At 52.6% G+C, this 18,787-nt stretch carries 20 protein-coding genes; 15 read left to right on the top strand and 5 right to left on the bottom strand.

Translation table 11 applies throughout. The annotated features are described in order from the left end of the window. Window positions 1–5 precede the first annotated feature (5 nt). Complete coding sequence (hybG, locus tag C0557_RS22255; RefSeq protein WP_074772620.1) at window positions 6–257, top strand: hydrogenase maturation factor HybG; 252 nt, start codon at window positions 6–8, stop codon at window positions 255–257. A gap of 33 nt (window positions 258–290) precedes the next feature. On the opposite strand, the gene yghU is transcribed toward hybG, so the two are convergent. After that, the gene (gene yghU, locus C0557_RS22250) at window positions 291–1,154 is read right to left on the bottom strand and encodes a glutathione-dependent disulfide-bond oxidoreductase (protein ID WP_208661191.1); all 864 of its coding nucleotides are present in this window, start codon (window positions 1,152–1,154) and stop codon (window positions 291–293) included. A 59-nt stretch (window positions 1,155–1,213) separates the two neighbouring features. Beyond that, complete coding sequence (locus C0557_RS22245; protein ID WP_208661189.1) at window positions 1,214–1,771, bottom strand: thioredoxin domain-containing protein; 558 nt, start codon at window positions 1,769–1,771, stop codon at window positions 1,214–1,216. A gap of 410 nt (window positions 1,772–2,181) precedes the next feature. On the opposite strand from C0557_RS22245, the gene C0557_RS22240 reads away from it, so the two are divergent. After that, window positions 2,182–2,673 (top strand): hypothetical protein, encoded by a 492-nt coding sequence (locus tag C0557_RS22240; RefSeq protein WP_253073759.1) that lies wholly within the window; start codon window positions 2,182–2,184, stop codon window positions 2,671–2,673. A gap of 347 nt (window positions 2,674–3,020) precedes the next feature. On the opposite strand, the gene C0557_RS22235 is transcribed toward C0557_RS22240, so the two are convergent. After that, window positions 3,021–3,257, bottom strand: coding sequence for a hypothetical protein (locus C0557_RS22235; protein WP_007370154.1), 237 nt, complete (start codon window positions 3,255–3,257; stop codon window positions 3,021–3,023). 340 nt (window positions 3,258–3,597) lie between these two features. Here C0557_RS22235 and C0557_RS22230 point away from each other — a divergent pair, with 340 nt between their 5' ends. From C0557_RS22230 to C0557_RS22215, 4 genes are all read left to right on the top strand, one after another. Beyond that, the gene (locus C0557_RS22230; RefSeq protein WP_074772631.1) at window positions 3,598–4,614 is read left to right on the top strand and encodes an iron ABC transporter substrate-binding protein; all 1,017 of its coding nucleotides are present in this window, start codon (window positions 3,598–3,600) and stop codon (window positions 4,612–4,614) included. Window positions 4,615–4,636: 22 nt separating this feature from the next. Beyond that, window positions 4,637–6,211: an iron ABC transporter permease gene (locus tag C0557_RS22225; protein ID WP_208661187.1), complete on the top strand. Its 1,575-nt coding sequence runs from the start codon at window positions 4,637–4,639 to the stop codon at window positions 6,209–6,211. 1 nt (window position 6,212) lies between these two features. Next, window positions 6,213–7,247, top strand: coding sequence for an ABC transporter ATP-binding protein (locus tag C0557_RS22220; protein WP_208661185.1), 1,035 nt, complete (start codon window positions 6,213–6,215; stop codon window positions 7,245–7,247). A 364-nt stretch (window positions 7,248–7,611) separates the two neighbouring features. After that, window positions 7,612–8,697: a pectinesterase family protein gene (locus C0557_RS22215; RefSeq protein ID WP_208661183.1), complete on the top strand. Its 1,086-nt coding sequence runs from the start codon at window positions 7,612–7,614 to the stop codon at window positions 8,695–8,697. Between the two features lie 42 nt (window positions 8,698–8,739). Here C0557_RS22215 and C0557_RS22210 read toward each other — a convergent pair whose 3' ends face one another. Continuing rightward, window positions 8,740–9,327, bottom strand: coding sequence for a flavin reductase family protein (locus C0557_RS22210; protein WP_208661181.1), 588 nt, complete (start codon window positions 9,325–9,327; stop codon window positions 8,740–8,742). 211 nt (window positions 9,328–9,538) lie between these two features. Between C0557_RS22210 and C0557_RS22205 the strand changes: the two genes are divergently transcribed. The 3 genes from C0557_RS22205 to C0557_RS22195 are packed head-to-tail and all read left to right on the top strand — an operon-like array spanning window position 9,539 to window position 10,591. Continuing rightward, window positions 9,539–9,871 (top strand): DUF1971 domain-containing protein, encoded by a 333-nt coding sequence (locus tag C0557_RS22205; protein ID WP_043956556.1) that lies wholly within the window; start codon window positions 9,539–9,541, stop codon window positions 9,869–9,871. A 10-nt stretch (window positions 9,872–9,881) separates the two neighbouring features. Further along, complete coding sequence (locus tag C0557_RS22200) at window positions 9,882–10,211, top strand: DUF1869 domain-containing protein (protein WP_074772646.1); 330 nt, start codon at window positions 9,882–9,884, stop codon at window positions 10,209–10,211. A 23-nt stretch (window positions 10,212–10,234) separates the two neighbouring features. Next, window positions 10,235–10,591, top strand: a complete 357-nt coding sequence (locus tag C0557_RS22195; protein ID WP_064563660.1) for a DUF1971 domain-containing protein — start codon at window positions 10,235–10,237, stop codon at window positions 10,589–10,591. Window positions 10,592–10,626: 35 nt separating this feature from the next. Here C0557_RS22195 and C0557_RS22190 read toward each other — a convergent pair whose 3' ends face one another. Further along, the gene (locus tag C0557_RS22190) at window positions 10,627–11,499 is read right to left on the bottom strand and encodes a LysR family transcriptional regulator (protein ID WP_208661179.1); all 873 of its coding nucleotides are present in this window, start codon (window positions 11,497–11,499) and stop codon (window positions 10,627–10,629) included. Window positions 11,500–11,606: 107 nt separating this feature from the next. Here C0557_RS22190 and budA point away from each other — a divergent pair, with 107 nt between their 5' ends. The 6 genes from budA (at window position 11,607) to pstS (ending at window position 18,723) form a co-directional block, all read left to right on the top strand. After that, on the top strand, window positions 11,607–12,386 hold the full coding sequence (budA, locus tag C0557_RS22185) for an acetolactate decarboxylase (protein ID WP_208661177.1): 780 nt from the start codon (window positions 11,607–11,609) through the stop codon (window positions 12,384–12,386). A gap of 22 nt (window positions 12,387–12,408) precedes the next feature. Further along, complete coding sequence (gene alsS / locus C0557_RS22180; protein WP_208661175.1) at window positions 12,409–14,088, top strand: acetolactate synthase AlsS; 1,680 nt, start codon at window positions 12,409–12,411, stop codon at window positions 14,086–14,088. 17 nt (window positions 14,089–14,105) lie between these two features. Beyond that, entirely contained in the window at window positions 14,106–14,876 is a 771-nt protein-coding gene (locus C0557_RS22175) for a (S)-acetoin forming diacetyl reductase (protein WP_208661173.1), read from the top strand. A gap of 259 nt (window positions 14,877–15,135) precedes the next feature. Then, window positions 15,136–15,303, top strand: a complete 168-nt coding sequence (locus tag C0557_RS22170; protein WP_208661171.1) for a hypothetical protein — start codon at window positions 15,136–15,138, stop codon at window positions 15,301–15,303. A 405-nt stretch (window positions 15,304–15,708) separates the two neighbouring features. Further along, on the top strand, window positions 15,709–17,262 hold the full coding sequence (locus C0557_RS22165; RefSeq protein ID WP_208661161.1) for an MFS transporter: 1,554 nt from the start codon (window positions 15,709–15,711) through the stop codon (window positions 17,260–17,262). A gap of 423 nt (window positions 17,263–17,685) precedes the next feature. Next, window positions 17,686–18,723 carry a phosphate ABC transporter substrate-binding protein PstS gene (gene pstS / locus C0557_RS22160; protein WP_074772664.1) on the top strand — a complete coding sequence of 346 codons (1,038 nt, stop codon included), beginning with the start codon at window positions 17,686–17,688 and terminating at the stop codon, window positions 18,721–18,723. Window positions 18,724–18,787: the final 64 nt, after the last annotated feature.

Raw genomic sequence — 18,787 nt, 5'->3', positions numbered from 1 at the left:
CAACGATGTGTATAGGCGTACCGGGCCAGGTGGTGGCCGTTGGCGACGATTTTCATCAACTGGCGCAAGTGGATGTGTGTGGTGTGCGCCGCGATGTCAATATTGCGCTGGTGTGCGAAGAATCGCCGCGCCAATTGCTCGGCCAGTGGGTGCTGGTGCATGTTGGCTTTGCCATGAGCATTATTGACGAGCAGGAGGCGCTGGCGACGCTTGCGGCGCTTCGACAAATGGAGAGCGACGAGCTGGCAGCGGGATAAGAAACCGGGCGGCATTCCGCCCGGTGAGGAAGATTAGGCGTTGCGTTTATCTTCGGTCTGCGTATCGAAATCGCTGGCGTCATGGCGTTCGTGCAGCTGCTCGTTCGGCGCGCCGAACGTACGGTTAACGATGCGACCGCGTTTCACTGCCGGGCGGGCGAAAATCTCCTGTGCCCAGCGCTGCACATTTTTGTAGCTGCCCGCATCAAGGAATTCGGCGGCGTCATACACATTGCCAAGCACCACGTTGCCGTACCACGGCCAAATCGCCATATCGGCAATGGTGTACTCATCACCCGCAATGAATTTATGGTTGGCCAGCTGTTTATCCAGCACGTCCAGTTGACGTTTGGCTTCCATGGTAAAGCGGTTGATGGCGTACTCGATTTTAACCGGCGCATAGTTGTAGAAATGGCCAAAGCCGCCGCCGAGGAACGGCGCAGAGCCCTGTAACCAGAACAGCCAGTTCAGCGTTTCTGTGCGTCCTGCCGGATCTTTTGGCAGGAAGTGGCCGAATTTCTCTGCCAGATACAGCAGGATCGCGCCGGATTCAAACACGCGCGTCGGCGGTGTCGTGCTGTGATCGCGCAGTGCCGGGATTTTGGAGTTCGGGTTGACGTCGACAAAACCGCTGGAGAATTGATCCCCTTCGCCGATACGAATCAGCCAGGCGTCGTACTCCGCCTCGCTAACCCCTTTTGCCAGCAGTTCTTCCAGCATGATCGTGACTTTCTGACCATTCGGCGTGCCGAGCGAATAGAGCTGGAGCGGGTGTTTGCCCACCGGTAATGTTTTGTCGTGCGTCGGGCCGGAAACCGGGCGGTTGATATTCGCGAAAGCGCCGCCGCCGGATTTATCCCACGTCCAGACCTTCGGTGGCTGATAGTTGTCTGACATTTTGGTCCGCCTTTTCGTTGATGTGTTGAAGTGTTAAGTGAGTATAAGTGGTCGCGGGGTCAGGCAAGGATGCGCTGCGCCCAGACGCTGATGTCATCACCACTGCCAAGATCGGCCTGCACCAGCCCATTGACCATAAAGGTTGGAGAAACATGAATGCCGTTCTGGCGCGCGTATTTGCAGTGCCATTTGATTTCAGTTTGCAGCTCCGGACGAGCAAAAGCCTCTGCCAGTTGCACGCCGCTGTAGTTTTCAATGCGTTCAATAATCTGCTGCGGTGTGGCATCCATATTCGGACCGCTGCAATGATCCGTAAATTCAAACTCTTCACGATGATCGGCAACCGCGCGCAGCACCTTATACGCGGCGTTTTTGCCATCGGGCAGCGTCGAAGCTGCCAGGATGCAGCGCACAATCACACCAGAGAAGAGATGCCAGGGCTGTGATTGCAGGCGAATTTTGACCGTCACGTTCTCTTCGCCAACGGCTTCTAACAGCGCGTCCAGTTTGTTAAACGCCCGGACGGAGAAGGGGCAGGTGGGTTCGATAAAGATCTCGAAAGTCCGGGGGCCGTGGCCCCAGCTTAGCGGTGCGGCATGTAAAGGTTGTTGGCTCATGGTCACTCCTGCTGTTTTTCATTTTGTGAGAGTTTGAGAGTAGCAGCATGCCGCAGGCGTGGGGAGTTCGTTTGGCGTCGGATGCGGTTATCGCGCGGTGGTCGATGGCTATAGCATTTCCACATATGAATGTTTTAACAATAAGAAATAAACACTGCTGCAATGTACATAATTAATTTTTAAGAGATAACTTAAATGATATTCAAATTAATAAATCCACTCTAACGTAAATTATTAATGTGATTGTTCTGTGTTTGCTTATTTACATTTTGTCTGTAGCGCTGATTATTTCATCATTATTTGTTATTAATCTGTTTCTCTCCGCTGTCGATAATCGTTATGAGAGTTTTTTTTCGACTCAGATCGGAGGAGTCATTAGCGAATTATCCGGGTAACCAGCAGCGGAGATAATGATGCAGGAGATTCAGGCGATTCAGGCAGCCACGCACCTTGCCAATGCAACACAAGAAAATACGGCCACCAAAGCCGATCTACACACCACCACTGAAAGCGGAGCGGGTAACAAATCTCATCAGGATGAAAGTACCAAAGTCACGCTCTCCAGCCGCGCCGAAAGCCATAAAGAGGCGAAGGGTATAAAGGCGGAGCAGCAGCTCGAAGAAAAGAAAGAAGTCGAAAATCATCAAATTGATTATTCGCTGGCGATGACCGGCATTCCGCAATTTGGTGGACGTCTGGTAACGGTTGTTAAATATCCTGACGGCAGTACGGAAATGATTGACGCCTTTTCCGGCAAAAAAGTGACGCAGGAGGAATTAGACATCGCCCGCGCCGCGAAAGAAAACAGCGAACATGTGCAGCGCAAGCAGGAAGCGAAAAAGGTTGCGCAGGAAGTGCAGGCATTCACTCCCGGAGAATCACAGCCGACGGATCTGGAATAATCCTCTGGCGGTAAATCCGTAATAAAGGCAAAGGCTATTCAGAATTTATCCATAAAATATATCTTATATGTTATGGGCGGCCTGAGCTGAATATCGTAAACGTGTTGGTGTGTATTTAGTTTAAGTCAGTATCGATGTCATTTTGCTTCAGCTATTTATTGCTGAGGATTGCGGCTGTCTGGCGTTCGCCCGCGAGAAAAGGTACATCGCTGTTGTTTTCACTGACGGCAGAATGCACCACTTACTTAGCAGGCTTAATATTGGCTGTGTGAGGAATATGCCGGGTAAACGATGGGTTATTATGATGAAGATGAGTTGTACAACCGCATTAATTATGCGGTTAATTTTTACGGTATCTGGCGTTTGGTTTTGTTGTGTTTTTCTTTGTAGTCGGCAATCGCCTGATTGATGTTTTCTGTTTCGATAACATCGACCTTTTCATCGTTAAAGAACACTTCATAGTGGCCGGATACATATTTAAATGTGAAAATTTTCCCCTGATAGCGAACGCGTCTCTCCTTGACCGACAAGCCTCTGCTGCGCATAGCCACTTTTGCCATCGTATCTATCTTTTTATTTTTCATAGCTATTTTGTTTACCTTTTCAGGCTGTTATGCGATGCCTGTATTTTATTCCGCGTGTTCAGATGCTAATTTGTTATCCTCTCAAAGAAAATCAACGGTTGCCAGAACCTCATGCTTAATAATAGATGAAATATTTCTGCTTAACTTAAGGTTGTCTTAATCTTAAGAATATCCTGTAGTTAATAACGGAAGATTAATTTAGTTATTCGCATTTTTATGGTATTTAATTTTGAAACGCTCTTTTTGATAATTATTTCGATTCTCATTTCACCTTTGCTAGTATTAAACTTCTGCCGGGTCGCATGCACTGGCTATTACACTTATTTTAAAAGGAATGAGGATGAAGAATCGCTTTTTGCCGTTCTGTTCAATTGCACTGGTCATCTCTTCGGTTTTCGCCGCGTCTGCGGCATCTGCCGCCACTAACGACGACGGGATCGTGGTGTATAACGCGCAGCATGAAAACCTGACAAAATCCTGGGTTGATGAATTCACCAAAGAAACGGGTATTAAAGTGACGCTGCGTAACGGCGGCGACACGGAACTGGGCAACCAGCTTGTTCAGGAAGGAAAGGTTTCTCCGGCGGATGTCTTCCTCACCGAAAACTCACCGGCAATGACGCTGGTCGATAATGCCAATCTGTTCGCGCCGCTGGATGCCGACACTCTGAAGCAGGTTCCGGCGCAGTTCCGCCCGGCACATGGCCGCTGGATCGGTATTGCCGCGCGCAGCACGGTGTTTGTTTATAACCCGACCAAAATCAGCGCAGCGCAGCTTCCGGCATCAATGATGGATTTAGCCAAACCAGAATGGAAAGGCCGCTGGGCGGCGTCTCCGTCAGGCGCGGACTTCCAGGCGATTGTCAGCGCAATGCTCACGCTGAAAGGTGAAAAGGCCACGCTCGACTGGCTGAAAGCCATGAAAACCAATTTCGTGCCTTATAAAGGCAACAGCACCGTCTTAAAAGCGGTGAATGCCGGGCAGATTGATGGCGGCGTTATCTACCACTATTACTACTTTGTTGATCAGGCCAAAACCGGCGAAAACAGCAAAAACACCCAGCTTCACTACTTCAAGCATCAGGATCCGGGCGCTTTTGTCAGCATTTCCGGCGGCGGTGTTTTAGCCTCCAGTAAGCACCAGAAACAGGCGCAGGCCTTCATCAAGTGGATCACCGGTAAAACCGGGCAGGATATGCTGCGTACCAATACCGCTTTTGAATATGCCGTTGGTGCGGGCGCGGCTTCCAACGCGAAACTGGTGCCTCTGAATCAACTGGATGCGCCAAAAGTTGAGCCTTCTGCGCTGAACAGCAAAAAAGTGAGCGAGTTAATGACCGAGGCCGGTCTCCTGTAATTGCGGTATGAATGAGCGTCTTATGTCCAGTTTGAGTCTTCCGGCGACACGCCGCGCGGCCAGCCAAACCGTCCGGCGCCGCCCTTCCGGGGTGCTGGTGGTATTAGCCACTTTTGCGGCACTGCTTGCTTTACTCCCCGTGGGATTTGTTATTGGGGTGGGTATTGATACCGGGTGGCCGACGGTGAAGGCGCTCATTTTTCGCCCGCGCGTTGGTGAGCTGCTCAACAACACTTTTTTACTGATTGCCTGCGCCGTTCCGGCCTGTGTGGCGGCAGGCGTTGCCATGGCCTGGCTGACGGAGCGAACCACGCTGCCTGGGCGGCGCGTCTGGTCGCTGCTGGCCGTTGCGCCGCTGGCGATCCCGGCGTTTGTGCAAAGTTATGCGTGGGTTAGCGTCGCGCCGGGTTTCAACGGTTTGCCCGCTGCCGTTTTTCTCGCGGTGCTGGCCTATTTTCCCTTTATTTATATGCCGGTAGCCGCCGTATTACGTCGGCTGGATCCGGGTCTTGAAGATGTTGCGGCCTCGTTGGGCACGCCTCCGTGGCGCATCTTTTTCCGCGTGGTTTTGCCGCAACTCAAGCTGGCAATTTGCGGCGGTGCGCTGCTGGTTGCGCTGCATTTACTGGCGGAATATGGCCTGTTCGTGATGATCCGTTTTGATACCTTCACCACCGCCATTTATGACCAGTTTCAGTCCACCTTTAGCGGCCCGGCTGCCAACATGCTGGCGGGTGTGCTCGCTCTCTGCTGCCTGGCGTTGTTATTACTGGAGACCGCCGCGCGCGGTAAAGCGCGTTATGCCCGCGTCGGCGCAGGCGCAGCGCGCCAACAGCATCGCTTTGTGCTTCGGCGTGGGAGTTCGGCGTGCGGATTCGCGCTGATGCTGGTGATGGCTCTTCTCGCGCTCGGTACGCCAATGGTGGTGCTTGCCCGCTGGCTGTGGCTTGGCGGGCTGGCGAACTGGTCCAGCGCCGATTTGTGGCTCTCTTTGCGTCAGACGCTGTTTCTGGCATTTTGCGGCGCGTTGCTGACAACCGCGTTTGCCCTGCCGACGGCCTGGCTTGCGGTGCGCCATCCGAGTCCGTTGATCCGCGTGCTGGAGGGATGCAACTACGTCACCAGTTCGCTGCCGGGCATTGTTGTCGCGCTGGCGCTGGTCACCGTCACTATCCATTACGCCCGACCGATTTACCAAACCGAAGTCACGCTGTTTCTGGCGTATATGCTGATGCTGATGCCCAGAGCGCTCATCAATCTGCGCGCCGGGATTGCGCAAGCGCCGGTGGAGCTGGAACAGGTGGCGCAAAGCCTTGGCACTTCGCCCGGCAAAGCACTGTTGAGCGTCACGCTGCGGCTGGCGGCTCCAGGTGCTGCGGCGGCTGCGGCGCTGGTCTTTCTCGGCGTCAGCAATGAACTGACCGCCACGCTGCTGCTTTCACCGCTTGGCACCCGCACGCTGGCGACCGGTTTCTGGGCGCTCACCAGCGAGATCGATTATGTTGCGGCCTCGCCCTACGCGCTGCTGATGATTTTGATTTCCCTGCCGTTGACCGGCCTTCTCTATAAGCAATCACAAAAACTGTCGGGTCTTTAAGATGTTAGAACTGAGCAATATTTCCAAATCCTTTGGCTCCGCACGTGTGCTGGACAGTGTGAACCTGCTTATTCCACCCGGTAGCCGTACGGCGATTGTTGGCCCGTCAGGCTCGGGGAAAACCACGTTACTGCGGTTGATTGCCGGGTTTGAGCGGCCGGACAGCGGGCAGATGATGATGAACGGAAAGCCGCTGTTTGCTGGCGATCAGTTTGTTCCCGCCCATCAACGTAAAATTGGTTTTGTCCCGCAAGAAGGTGCGCTGTTCCCGCATCTGCGCGTGGGGGAAAACATTGCCTGGGGGCTGAGCGGCTCCCGTCATGAGAAGCGTGCGCGCGTGGACGCGTTAATGGCGATGGTGTCGCTGGATAGCAAACTGGCCCAGCGCTGGCCGCATGAGATCTCCGGCGGCCAGCAGCAGCGCGTCGCTCTGGCGCGTGCGCTGGCGCAACAACCGGCGCTGATGCTGCTCGATGAACCTTTCTCCGCGCTGGATACCGGTTTGCGTGCCGCCACGCGTAAAGCGACGGCAGATTTACTGACTCAGGCGGGCGTGGCGTCGATTCTGGTCACACACGATCAGAAAGAGGCGTTGTCATTCGCCAGCCAGATTGCGGTGATCCGCCACGGGCGCTTTGCCCAGATTGGCTCGCCCTTTGAGGTCTATTCGCAGCCAGCGGATGAAGAAACAGCGCTGTTTTTAGGCGACGCGCTGATTCTGCCAGCCGAGGTGGCTCAAGGGAAAGCGCGCTGCCAGCTTGGCGATATTCCGGTTGATGATGCGTCGGCATCCGGCGCGCGGCGCATTATGCTGCGCCCGGAGCAAATCAGCGTCGAACCGTGCGATAGCGCTGCGGGTCTGCCGCAGGCGCACATCGTGGATATCGATTTCGTCGGTTACCTCTCCGCGCTGACGCTCGCTTTTGCGCATACAGACGAACACATTACCGTGCAGACCGTTACGCGGCCCGGCTGGTTGCCGGGTATGAAGGTCAATATCCAGATTAACGGCTGCGCGCGCGTGTTTGCTTTGTGATCGCCCGCCCGCTTTGCAGCGGGCTTGTTTGTCCTCTGTCATATTTTTGAATTCGATCTCAAAACGATGTTTTTTAATGTGTAAAACTTCGTTTTGTTTTTATCTCTATAATAATTAACACCTTCTCTTAGCCGGATGTGCATTGCGCGTTCCGGCATTTTGTTAAGTTCGCATTTTCCAGGAAACAGAAACTCTCGATTACGCCGGTGCTGTAAGGCCGGGAGGATCTGTTTTCAGGAGAATACCTGGGCAATACCCTCCGGAATTTACTGTGCTGCCAGGCTGTTTGCCCGTAATGGCAAATTCGCCAGACACATTCGTTGCGCGCGCTGGCTGACACCCTGAAAAACGAAGGAGAGTTTTGATGAAGACACTGTACTATTCCGCGCTGTTGCTGGCCTGTATTGGCGCCAGCCCGTTCACTGCGCTGGCAGAAGAGTGGAACGCGGTCGTTTCCGCCACGCCGCAGGCGGGTGAGTTTGCCACCATCAGCCAGGCGCTGACCGCTGCGCCGAAAAGCGGTACACCGTGGCGCATTCTGATCAAAGAGGGACGCTGGAACGAGCGGCTGGTGATTGAAAAACCGGTCATGCTGGTGGGGCAGTCAAAAGATCGGACGCAGATTGAGGCGAATACCCCGGCGGGCGCGCTGGATACCAGCGGGAAAAAGTGGGGAACCGGGCGTACCAGCACGGTGGAGATCCGCGCCACCGGCGTGACGATCGAGAACCTGACCATCCGCAACAGCTTTGATTTTCCGGCCAATGCCGCGCTGGCGGATACCGATCCGAAAAAGCTAAAAGATACGCAGGCGGTCGCGCTGATGATTTCTGAAGGCGCGGATAAGGCGCGTTTCCGCCATGTCCGGCTGGAGGGATATCAGGACACCTTCTACAGCAAAAGCGGCAGCCGCAGTTATTTCACCGATTGTGAAGTGAGCGGTCATGTCGATTTTATCTTTGGCCCTGGCATTGCGGTATTTGACCGCTGCGACATTATTGCCCGCAACCGCAATGATACCGACCCGCCGTACGGCTATATCACCGCACCCGCCACCCAGATCGATCAGAAATTTGGCCTGTTTATTATCAACAGTAAATTAAGCAAAGAGCCGGGTGTACCGGCAAACAGCTTTGCGCTCGGGCGTCCGTGGCATCCAACCACTGAATTCAGTGACGGGCGCTATGCCGATCCGCATGCCATTGGCCTGGCGGCGTTTATTCACTGCGAGATTGATGACCATATTTACGGCTGGGACAAAATGTCCGGCAAAGATAAAGCCGGAAATAAAATCTGGTTCTACCCGGAAGATAGCCGTTTTTATGAATCCGACAATCGCGGGCCTGGTGCCGGGCAGGGCGGCGCGCGCTACCAGCTCACGAAGGCGAACGCAGCGCAATACAGCCTGGCCGCGATTTTTGATGGCTGGGATAAAACCCTGCTGGAGTAAATTTTTAAGTATTGCCCCCGGTAACGGGGGCAATTATCGTCATCAGTTGCCATATTTAACGTTAAAGCCCAGCGCATCCCCAACGGTGTCGTATTCGCGGAAATTAAAAATAAGCGGCTTCCATTTGCTGGAATCGACAATGCCGTTTTCACCTAAGAGTGGGTTTTCTACCCACAGATTGACAATATCCAGCTCGGCGAGAATAAAACGGCCTTTATCGCTGATGGACGCTAAACGGCATTCCGCCTGAATCGGGCATTCAGCAATACGCGGCGGTGCCACGTCAATCGAGGCTTCCGCAGTCAGCCCGGCTTTAGCGAATTTATCATGGCAGATTTCCACGCCCCATTTGGTCTGGTTTTCCGACAGCATATCGCCGCCGGTCAGCCTGCCAACCTGCTCGACTTTCTCCCACAAGGTATGATCGGGAATATTGATCACCGCATCGGAACCGGCAACTAAATTACTGTGTGTTTTGCTACCTTTACTTATTCCGATAATAATTTTCTCGCCAAGTGAAATTGATGATGAAGCGGCGCAGATATTATTTTTCCCTTCGCTGTCTTGCGTTGTGACCATAAAAACAGGAAAGCCATAATAGAATGAGTTGAGTTTTGATTTGCTTTTCATTGTCCCTTTTCCCTTATATTTAAAGCCGTAATGAGACTATTTTTCACCCTGTTAATGGTCTTTTACAATAACCCTTTTTGAGTAGCGAGAATCATCATAAAATAGCCACTAAAAAAAGTAGTCCACAAATTTTCAAAGAGGTATATGATATGCAACATATGCTTTTCCCCTCCCGGTGAGCACCGCTTGCTGAGAACTTTGAGGATGAAACATGCAACGTATCGCCATACCCGCAAACTATGTTCACACCCGCACGACGCCGTTCTGGACGAAAGAAACCGCCCCGGCGTCTATCTGGAAACGCCATCTGGACGCCGGTACCCGGCAGGGTGTTTACCCGCGACTGAGCGTGTCGCAAGGGGCGATCCGCTATAACGGCTACGCGGATGAAACCAGCCCGCAACCGGTAGAAACCGTGACGATCAATGCCGGGGAATTTGCCGTCTTTCCGCCGGAAAAATGGCACAACATTGAAGCATTAACCGACGACACAATATTTAGCGTCGATTTCTATGTTGACCCGAAAATTTTGCTAGAAGAGTGAGGTATTTATCATGACGACTGAAAATAAAGGCTATTCTTTAGCGATTTCTCATTCCGGCAAGCATGAAACGAAAGAAAAAATATGGCTGAAGCCGATGTCGTTATATGTGCCGGATGTCGCCGTAGAAGCGGTTGCCGAGCTGACTGCCGGGTTTAGCGAAAATAACAGTGAATATGTTCTGACGGTTACGAACAACAATAATGGCGTTTCTGTCGATAAAGAATTTTCCAGCCTTGATGCATTGAAAGATCCGCTTAATGCTGCCGATTCGGTAAAAGAGTTGATTAACATTGTCCGTGGCTACGAATCGGATGAAGAAACCAATGTGTGTGGCTGGTAATACGACGCTTCAGGAGGTTCATGATGGCCTATCAAATTCCGCTTCACTTCCGCCATACCCGCTCCACGCCTTTCTGGACGAAAGAGACGGTACCGCAGGCGCTGCTCACCCATCACAATACCAAAAAGGGCGTTTATGGCCGTTTGTCGGTGATGCAGGGCGCGGTGAAGTATTTCGGTTTTGCCGGTGAGCACGACACCACGCCGGAAGTGGAAGTGGTGATTGAAGCCGGGCACTTTGGCATCAGCCCACCGCAATACTGGCATCACATTGAATTACTTACCGATGACACGTACTTCAATATTGATTTCTTTGCCGATCCGCACGAAGCGCTGGAAGGAAAAGGGATCGGTCAGGTGGTCAATACGCACCGCAGCTAAACGCCATGCGCCCGGCGCAGACCGGGCGTTTTCGTTCAGAAGTTATCAATAAACCGCTTCACCGCCGGTGAACGCTCAAATTTCCTCCACGCCAGCGCCACGTCTGTTTTCAACACTTCACCTTTGATGCGGTGAAACGTCACCAGCGGATGACTAAAGCAGGACATGGATTGCGGGACAATGGCGAAACCAAATCCTGCGCTGACCATGCTCAGCGATGAAGAGAATTGCGATGCCTGCTGCGGGTGGCTCATATCGATGCCGGCGCGCAGACAGGCGTTGTAAATCAGTTCGTACAGCCCCGGCGCTACCGCCTGCGGGAAGATCACCAAAGGCGTGTCGCACAGCTCCGACAGCGCGAGTTCGGCTTCATCAGCCAGCGGATGTGAGCGGTGCAACGCAATCAGCATCGGCTCTTCATCAATCAATTTCAGATTAAATATTTTGCTGTTTTCACAGGGCAGGCGCACAAAAGCGACGTCGATCAGCCCTTCATCCAGCTCCTGCATGAGCGTCGCCATATTGTCCTCTTTCTGATGGAGCATGACCTGCGGATAGTCATGCTGAAACTGGCGCAGCACGGCAAAAATGCGGATGTGAAAAGCGTTGGAACTGGTCACGCCAAGATAGAGCTTGCCGTTGATCCCCCGCGCGATGCCTTTGGCTTTTTCCAGCGCGGCATCACTTAAGGCGAGGATCTGGCAGGCATCTTCGTAAAAGGCTTCGCCCGCATCGGTGAGCTCCACGCCGCGCGTTAAACGGTGAAATAACGGCGTTCCCACTTCCTGCTCAAGACGGCGAATTTGCTGGCTCAATGGCGGCTGTGATATGCCCAGTATTTCCGCCGCGCGGGTGAAATGTTGCGTCTGCGCAACGGCGACAAAATAGCGTAGATAACGAAGTTCCATATCGAAAACATCTCAAACCTTGATGGTTTGTATATTGGAATCTCTCGCTGAAACGAGTCAATATTTAATCAGCTTTTCTAAAGGTCTACTCAATGAGGTATTAGAGGATGACTAATCTAACTGATTGTTCCTGCAAAGAAAATCTAAGTGAAACAATTCGTGCTTTTTCTAAAAGCAAACCTGAATGTGTGATATATCAAACATCGCTAATGAGTGCGCTATTAAGTGGAGTTTACGAAGGAAATACCACGATTAAGGATTTACTCAATCACGGCGATTTTGGACTCGGCACGTTTAATGAACTGGATGGCGAACTGATTGCCTTCAACAGCGAAGTCTATCAGTTGCGTGCAGATGGCAGCGCCAGGGAGGCGCGCCCCGAGCAAAAAACGCCGTTCGCCGTGATGACCTGGTTCCGGCCGAGCTACAGCCAGCAGTTTGATGCTCCCGTCAGCCGGCAACAACTGCACGAGATCATTGATAAACAGATTCCTTCCGACAACCTCTTTTGCGCCCTGCGCATTGAGGGCCATTTTCGCCATGCGCATACCCGCACCGTACCGCGCCAGATGCCGCCTTACCGGGCGATGACCGACGTGCTCGACGATCAGCCGGTTTTTCGCTTTAACAGCCGCGCGGGCGTGTTGGTCGGCTTCCGCACGCCGCAGCATATGCAGGGAATCAATGTTGCCGGTTATCACGAACACTTTATTACCGACGATCGGCGCGGCGGTGGCCATTTGCTGGATTACCAGTTGGATCACGGCACGTTGACCTTCGGTGAGATCCACCAACTGATGGTTGATTTGCCCGCGGATGCGGCGTTTCTTCAGGCCGATCTGCACCCGGATAATCTCGATGCCGCAATTCGTTCGGTAGAGAGTTGAGACACAGACAAAGGAGTGACTAATGAGCAATGAAAACCATACGCAGCAGTGGGCGCATGGCGCCGACATGGTGGTGAAACAACTGGAAGCTCAGGGCGTTAAACAGGTTTTCGGCATTCCAGGCGCGAAAATCGATAAAGTTTTTGACTCCCTTCTGGATTCATCCATCAAAATAATTCCGGTTCGTCACGAAGCCAACGCCGCCTTTATGGCAGGTGCGGTCGGACGTATTACCGGCAAGGCGGGCGTGGCGCTGGTCACCTCCGGGCCCGGCTGCTCCAACCTTATCACCGGCATGGCGACCGCGAACAGTGAAGGCGATCCGGTGGTGGCGCTGGGCGGCGCGGTTAAACGCGCCGACAAAGCCAAACTGGTGCACCAAAGCATGGATACCGTCGCGATGTTTAGCCCGGTGACCAAGTACGCCGTAGAAGTCCCTTCTTCTGATGCCATTGCCGAAGTGGTGTCGAATGCGTTTCGCGCCGCGGAACAGGGGCGACCAGGCAGCGCTTTTGTCAGCCTGCCGCAGGATATTGCCGATCGGCCCGCCAGCGGCGCGATCCTGCCTGCCGGTTCGCCTCCTGCATTAGGCGCTGCGCCGGAGGCGATGATTAACGACGTGGCAAAAATGATCGCCGCGGCGGAAAACCCGGTGTTTTTGCTTGGGCTGATGGCCAGCCGACAGGAGAATATCGAGGCGCTACATCTGCTGCTGGAAAAAAGCCACATTCCGGTCACCAGCACTTACCAGGCGGCAGGCGCAGTCAACCAGCAACATTTCAGCCGTTTCGCCGGACGCGTTGGCTTATTCAATAACCAGGCCGGGGATCGGCTGTTGCATCTGGCGGATCTGGTGATCTGTATTGGTTACAGCCCGGTGGAATATGAACCTGCGATGTGGAATACCGGTAGCGCCAGACTGGTGCATATTGATGTGCTGCCCGCCTATGAAGAGCGCAACTATATTCCGGATGTTGAGCTGATTGGCGACATCGCCAGCACGCTGGACAAACTGGCAGCGAAGATTGAAAAACCGCTCATCCTCACCCCGCGCGCGTCGGAGATTTTGATTGATCGCTGCAACCAGCGCGATTTGCTCAATCGCAAAGGCGCACAGCTTAACCAGTTCGCCATTCATCCGCTGCGCATTGTGCGGGCGATGCAGGACATCGTGAATAGCGACGTGACGCTGACGGTCGATATGGGCAGTTTTCACATCTGGATCGCTCGCTATCTCTACAGCTTCCGCGCTCGTCAGATGATGATTTCTAACGGTCAACAGACGATGGGCGTCTCCTTGCCGTGGGCGATTGGTGCCTGGCTGGTTAACCCCGGGCGCAAAGTGGTGTCGGTTTCCGGCGATGGCGGTTTTCTGCAATCCAGCATGGAGCTGGAAACCGCTGTGCGCCTCGGCGCGAATGTGCTGCACATCATCTGGGTGGATAACGCCTACAACATGGTGGCGATTCAGGAAGAGAAAAAATACCAGCGTCTTTCCGGGGTGAATTTCGGGCCGGTGGATTTTAAAGCCTATGCCGAAGCGTTTGGCGCGAAAGGTTTTGCCGTCGGGAGCACAGCGGAACTTGAACCGACCCTGCGTGCAGCGATGGACACAGATGGCCCGGCAGTCGTCGCCATTCCGGTGGATTACAGCGATAACCCGCTGCTGATGGGCCAGCTCAACCTTAACCAGATTCTTTGAATAACCAAGGAGAAGTGATGAAAAAAGTCGCATTCGTGACCGGTGCCGGTCAGGGAATTGGTAAAGCCATTGCGCTGCGTCTGGCGAAAGATGGTTTTGCCGTCGCCGTTGCCGACTATAACGCCGCCACCGCCAAAGCCGTGGCCGACGAGATCAACAGCCATCAGGGCAGCGCGATTGCTGTGACAGTCGATGTTTCCGATCGCGAACAGGTTTTTGCCGCGGTGGAAGAGGCCAGAAGCAAGCTAAAAGGCTTTGATGTCATCGTCAATAATGCGGGCGTTGCGCCTTCAACGCCTATTGAATCGATCACCCCGGAAGTGGTGGATAAGGTTTATAACATCAACGTCAAAGGCGTGATTTGGGGGATTCAGGCGGCGGTCAGCGCTTTTAAAGCGGAAAAACACGGTGGCAAAATCATCAATGCCTGCTCACAGGCCGGGCATGTCGGCAACCCGGAACTGGCGGTTTACAGCTCAAGCAAATTCGCCGTGCGCGGTTTAACCCAGACCGCCGCGCGCGATCTGGAGCCGCTGGGCATTACGGTTAACGGTTACTGTCCGGGAATTGTGAAAACCCCGATGTGGGCCGAAATCGATCGCCAGGTCTCTGAAGCCGCGGGCAAACCGCTCGGTTACGGTACCGAACAGTTCGCCAAACGCATCACGCTTGGGCGCCTGTCAGAACCTGAAGATGTGGCAGCTTGCGTCTCCTATCTTGCAGGGCCGGATTCAGACTATATGACCGGTCAGTCCCTGCTGATTGATGGCGGTATGGTATTTAACTAATACGTTTGATGGCTCGGACACAGCCTTGCCTCTGCGATCGCGCAGGGGCTTTTTTATATCCCGCAATGAAGGTCATTCTCATCTATAAACGTTTTAAATGAGGTGCGTCAGATGGCGAACCTATATCGCCAGCTGTTCGCGACAATGATCAGCTGCGGTATATGCGATTTTCGGCAATCCAGCGCAAAAATTCTCGTTTGGGTTATGGAAGCGTTTGCGCTTAACTGAAAAGGTCAACCCTTAACCGGAGAACACGCGGATGAAGAAAATATTGCAACAGTGGCTTGAGCGACTTGCTCCTGTGCTGCCAGTACAGGTGGAGGAGGGGGAATATGATTCTGGTCGCCATGTGGCGCTGATGATCCCATTCGGTCTGCTCTACGGCCTTGATTATCATCCTTCTGTATGGATTTACGATGAAAAATGAGCGCTTCCATCTGGTGATGCGCTACAGCTACTGGAATGAACTGTGCGTACCGGATTAGAACCCGCCCGAAAACAGGCGGGTTTTTTATTTTCTTACCCCACCAAAATCCATTTTGAAATTGCGTTTCACCTCTCATTTCTGCCTTTTTAGGAGATTTTTTTCTACACCCTTAGCCTTCGGTCACAATTCAAACACCTTATCTTGTATGGTAGTAGACACAAAAACCGTAAGGGCGATACCGTGAAAGCCGTGATGTATTTGCCTAAACGATCCCGGCTTCAGGCTGGACATGGTTGAACGAAGATTCGCTTACGGAGTTTTGATGTCCATGACAAATAAACAACAAACTCATTGGGTTAACGGTTTCCCGCTGGCGGGTAAGCTGCATAAACGCGGAGAGATACTATGATCCGCAAAAACCGGAAAGTCACCATTCCCGTCAGTATCGGCTACGGCATGACGGATATTATGGGCGGCGGCGCATTTACCGTTATTGGTGCATGGTTACTCTTTTTCTATACCACCTTCGTGGGCTTGTCGCCGATTGAAGCAGCTTCGATCGTGGCGATTGCCCGTATTGTTGATGCTATCGTCAGCTTATTTATGGGGCGCTTTACCGACCATTTTTACAAAAACTATTTCGGCAAGAAATTTGGCCGCCGCCGGTTTTTCCTGTTGATCGGCGCGCCATTAATGCTGGTTTATATTTTGTTATGGCTCGACGGGATGAGTTTTCTCTTTTATCTCGCCGTGTACCTGGCATTTGAAGTTATTGCGGCAATGGTGCTTATTCCCTGGGAAACGCTGCCTTCGGAAATGACCAAAGACTTTAATGAGCGCACCAAACTTTCCACCTGTCGTATGTTTCTTTCCGCTGCCGGTACATTTCTCGCCACGTTTATTCCCGGCGTGTTGATTGGTTGGCTGGGGGAGAAAAACGCCGATGCCTACCTGATTAACGGTATCGTTTTTGCCGTGCTGTTTATGCTCTGCGTGTTTATTTCCTGGCGAGTCACCTGGGAACGTGAATTAACGCCGGAAATGCTGGCGGAGATGGAAAAAGGCTACCAGCCGACCAGCGCGAGCCAGAAATTGCAGGCGCTTTTCACCCTGTTTAAAGATTACGCTTCAACGCTCAAAGTGCGGGCTTTTCGTAAACATCTGGCTATCTATCTGTTCTCATTCACAGCAAAAGATGTCTATAACACGGTGTTTGTTTTCTTCTGCGTCTACTGCCTGCACGTCTCCTCTTCACTGGCGGGAACCCTGCTGTCGATGAGTATCGTCGGGCTGCCGGTAACGCTGGCGGCGGGTGTGGCGATGATTAAATATGGCCCATCGCGGCTTTATGTTTTCGCCTACAGCGTGATGATTCTGTGCCTGGGCGGTTTCTTCCTGGTGTACCAGTTCCCGACGGAGAACAAAGTGGTATTGCTGGTGATTCTTGCCGGGGTGTATCAGGTTGGCCGCTGTGTGCTGGAGTTCACGCCGTGGAACGTTTTCCCGTTCATTCCGGATATTGACGAAATGATTTCCGGTCAGCGCCGGGAAGGGCTGTTTGCCGCCGTCATGACCTTCTCACGCAAAACCACCGTCGCGATTGCCACCTTTATTGTCGGTCTGTTGCTGCAAAGCGGCGGCTTCGTTAAAGGCAGCCAGGTACAGCCGCAGGAAGCGGTGACCACCATTGTGATGTTGCTGTTTGTCGGTACCGTTGGGTTATTACTGGTGGCATTGTGGCAGGCGCTGACATTCCATTTGAATAAGCGCACGCATAAGATTTTCGTTGATGAACTTGATCGTCTGAAAGCGAACGGTCTGAAACAGAATGTTGCGCCGCAAGCGCGCGCGGTGGTGGAAGATCTGACCGGTTATGCCTATGAAAAACTATGGTGTAAAGATTCTGCGGGCCAGTCTGAGCCGGTCATGCTAAATAACGCTATGGCACTACGGAAATAACCGGCGTAAGTAAAGCGCCGCCCGGAAAATAACAGGATGGAAAGTCTTCCGGGCGGCGATAAATAGCGTCAGCGTCGCCTTGTGGAAAATGTAACAATATGGTCATGCGTAGAAAAATACACTTACACTCTTTCGGCGCTTTTGTCATATAGCTGCGATTTTTTCACTATCTAATAATCCCCGGCTACTGCAACTTCGCTCAATCTATGATTGCCGGGTTGCACATTTTAACCCTTAGGTTAATTTCATTTTTATTTCGCTTTTCATTCACTCCTCCGGGTTACTGCCCGGAGTTTTTTTTATGCTGGTTGATGCCGCTCTATTTTTTGTCATGACACAAAATTGTCATATAAGCGCTCTATCCTTCCCTCCGTCCGCAAAATTATTCAAAAATCTATCAACTTTTTCGTTTTTGGAGAGATTATGGCAACGTTTAATGCATCTGTTCGCCTGATGGCCGCAGCACTTGCGCTTTCTACGACTACCGTTTTCGCAGCAACCAATGTGACTGGCGCAGGCGGTACTTTCCCCGCTCCGGTATACGCAAAGTGGGCCGCTGAATATCAGAAACAAGTGGGTTCTCAGGTCAACTATCAGGGGATTGGTTCTTCTGGCGGTATCAAACAGATCATTGCAAAAACCGTTGATTTCGGTGCATCCGACGCCCCGATGAGCGATGACGATTTGGCAAAAAATGGCCTGTTCCAGTTCCCGACAGTGATCGGCGGTGTGGTGCTGGCGGTGAACATCCCGGGTGTGAAATCCGGCGAGCTGACTCTGGATGGTAAAACGCTGGGTGATATCTACCTGGGCACCATCAAAAAATGGAACGATCCGGAAATCACTAAGCTGAACCCAAAAGTAAAACTGCCGGACACCAATATCAACGTTGTGCGTCGTGCAGATGGCTCCGGTACGTCATTCGTCTTCACCAGCTACCTGTCTAAAGTGAACGCAGACTGGGCAAGCAAAATCGGTAAAGGTTCAACCGTTAACTGGCCGGTTGGTCTCGGCGGTAAAGGCAACGACGGCGTGGCCGCTTTTGTACAGCGCCTGCCTGGTTCCATTGGTTACGTGGAATACGCCTATGCCAAACAGAACAACCTGACCTGGACCAAACTGTTTGATGCCGACGGCAAAGTGGTTGAACCGTCGCAGCAGAGCTTCAGCAACAGCGCTAAAGGGGCTGACTGGAGCAAATCTTTCGCCCAGGATCTGACCTTCCAGAAAGGCAAAGACGCGTGGCCGATCTCCTCCACGACCTTTATCCTGGTCTACAAAAAACAGGATGACGCAGCGAAAGGCGCAGAAGTGCTGAAATTCTTCGACTGGTCTTACAAAAACGGTAGCGCGATTGCGAGCAGCCTCGATTATGCGCCGCTGCCAGATTCTGTAACCAGCCAGGTTCGTGCCGCCTGGAAAGCGAATGTCAAGGACGCTTCCGGCAAAGCGCTGTTCTGATTTTCTCTCACCATGCAAAAAAGCCCGATACTTGCGTACCGGGCTTTTTTTATTGCCAACGCGC

Source organism: Kosakonia sp. MUSA4, from assembly GCF_013085925.1.
In the GTDB taxonomy this organism is placed as follows: domain Bacteria; phylum Pseudomonadota; class Gammaproteobacteria; order Enterobacterales; family Enterobacteriaceae; genus Kosakonia; species Kosakonia sacchari_B.
This window is presented reverse-complemented; position numbering and strand designations above follow the sequence as displayed.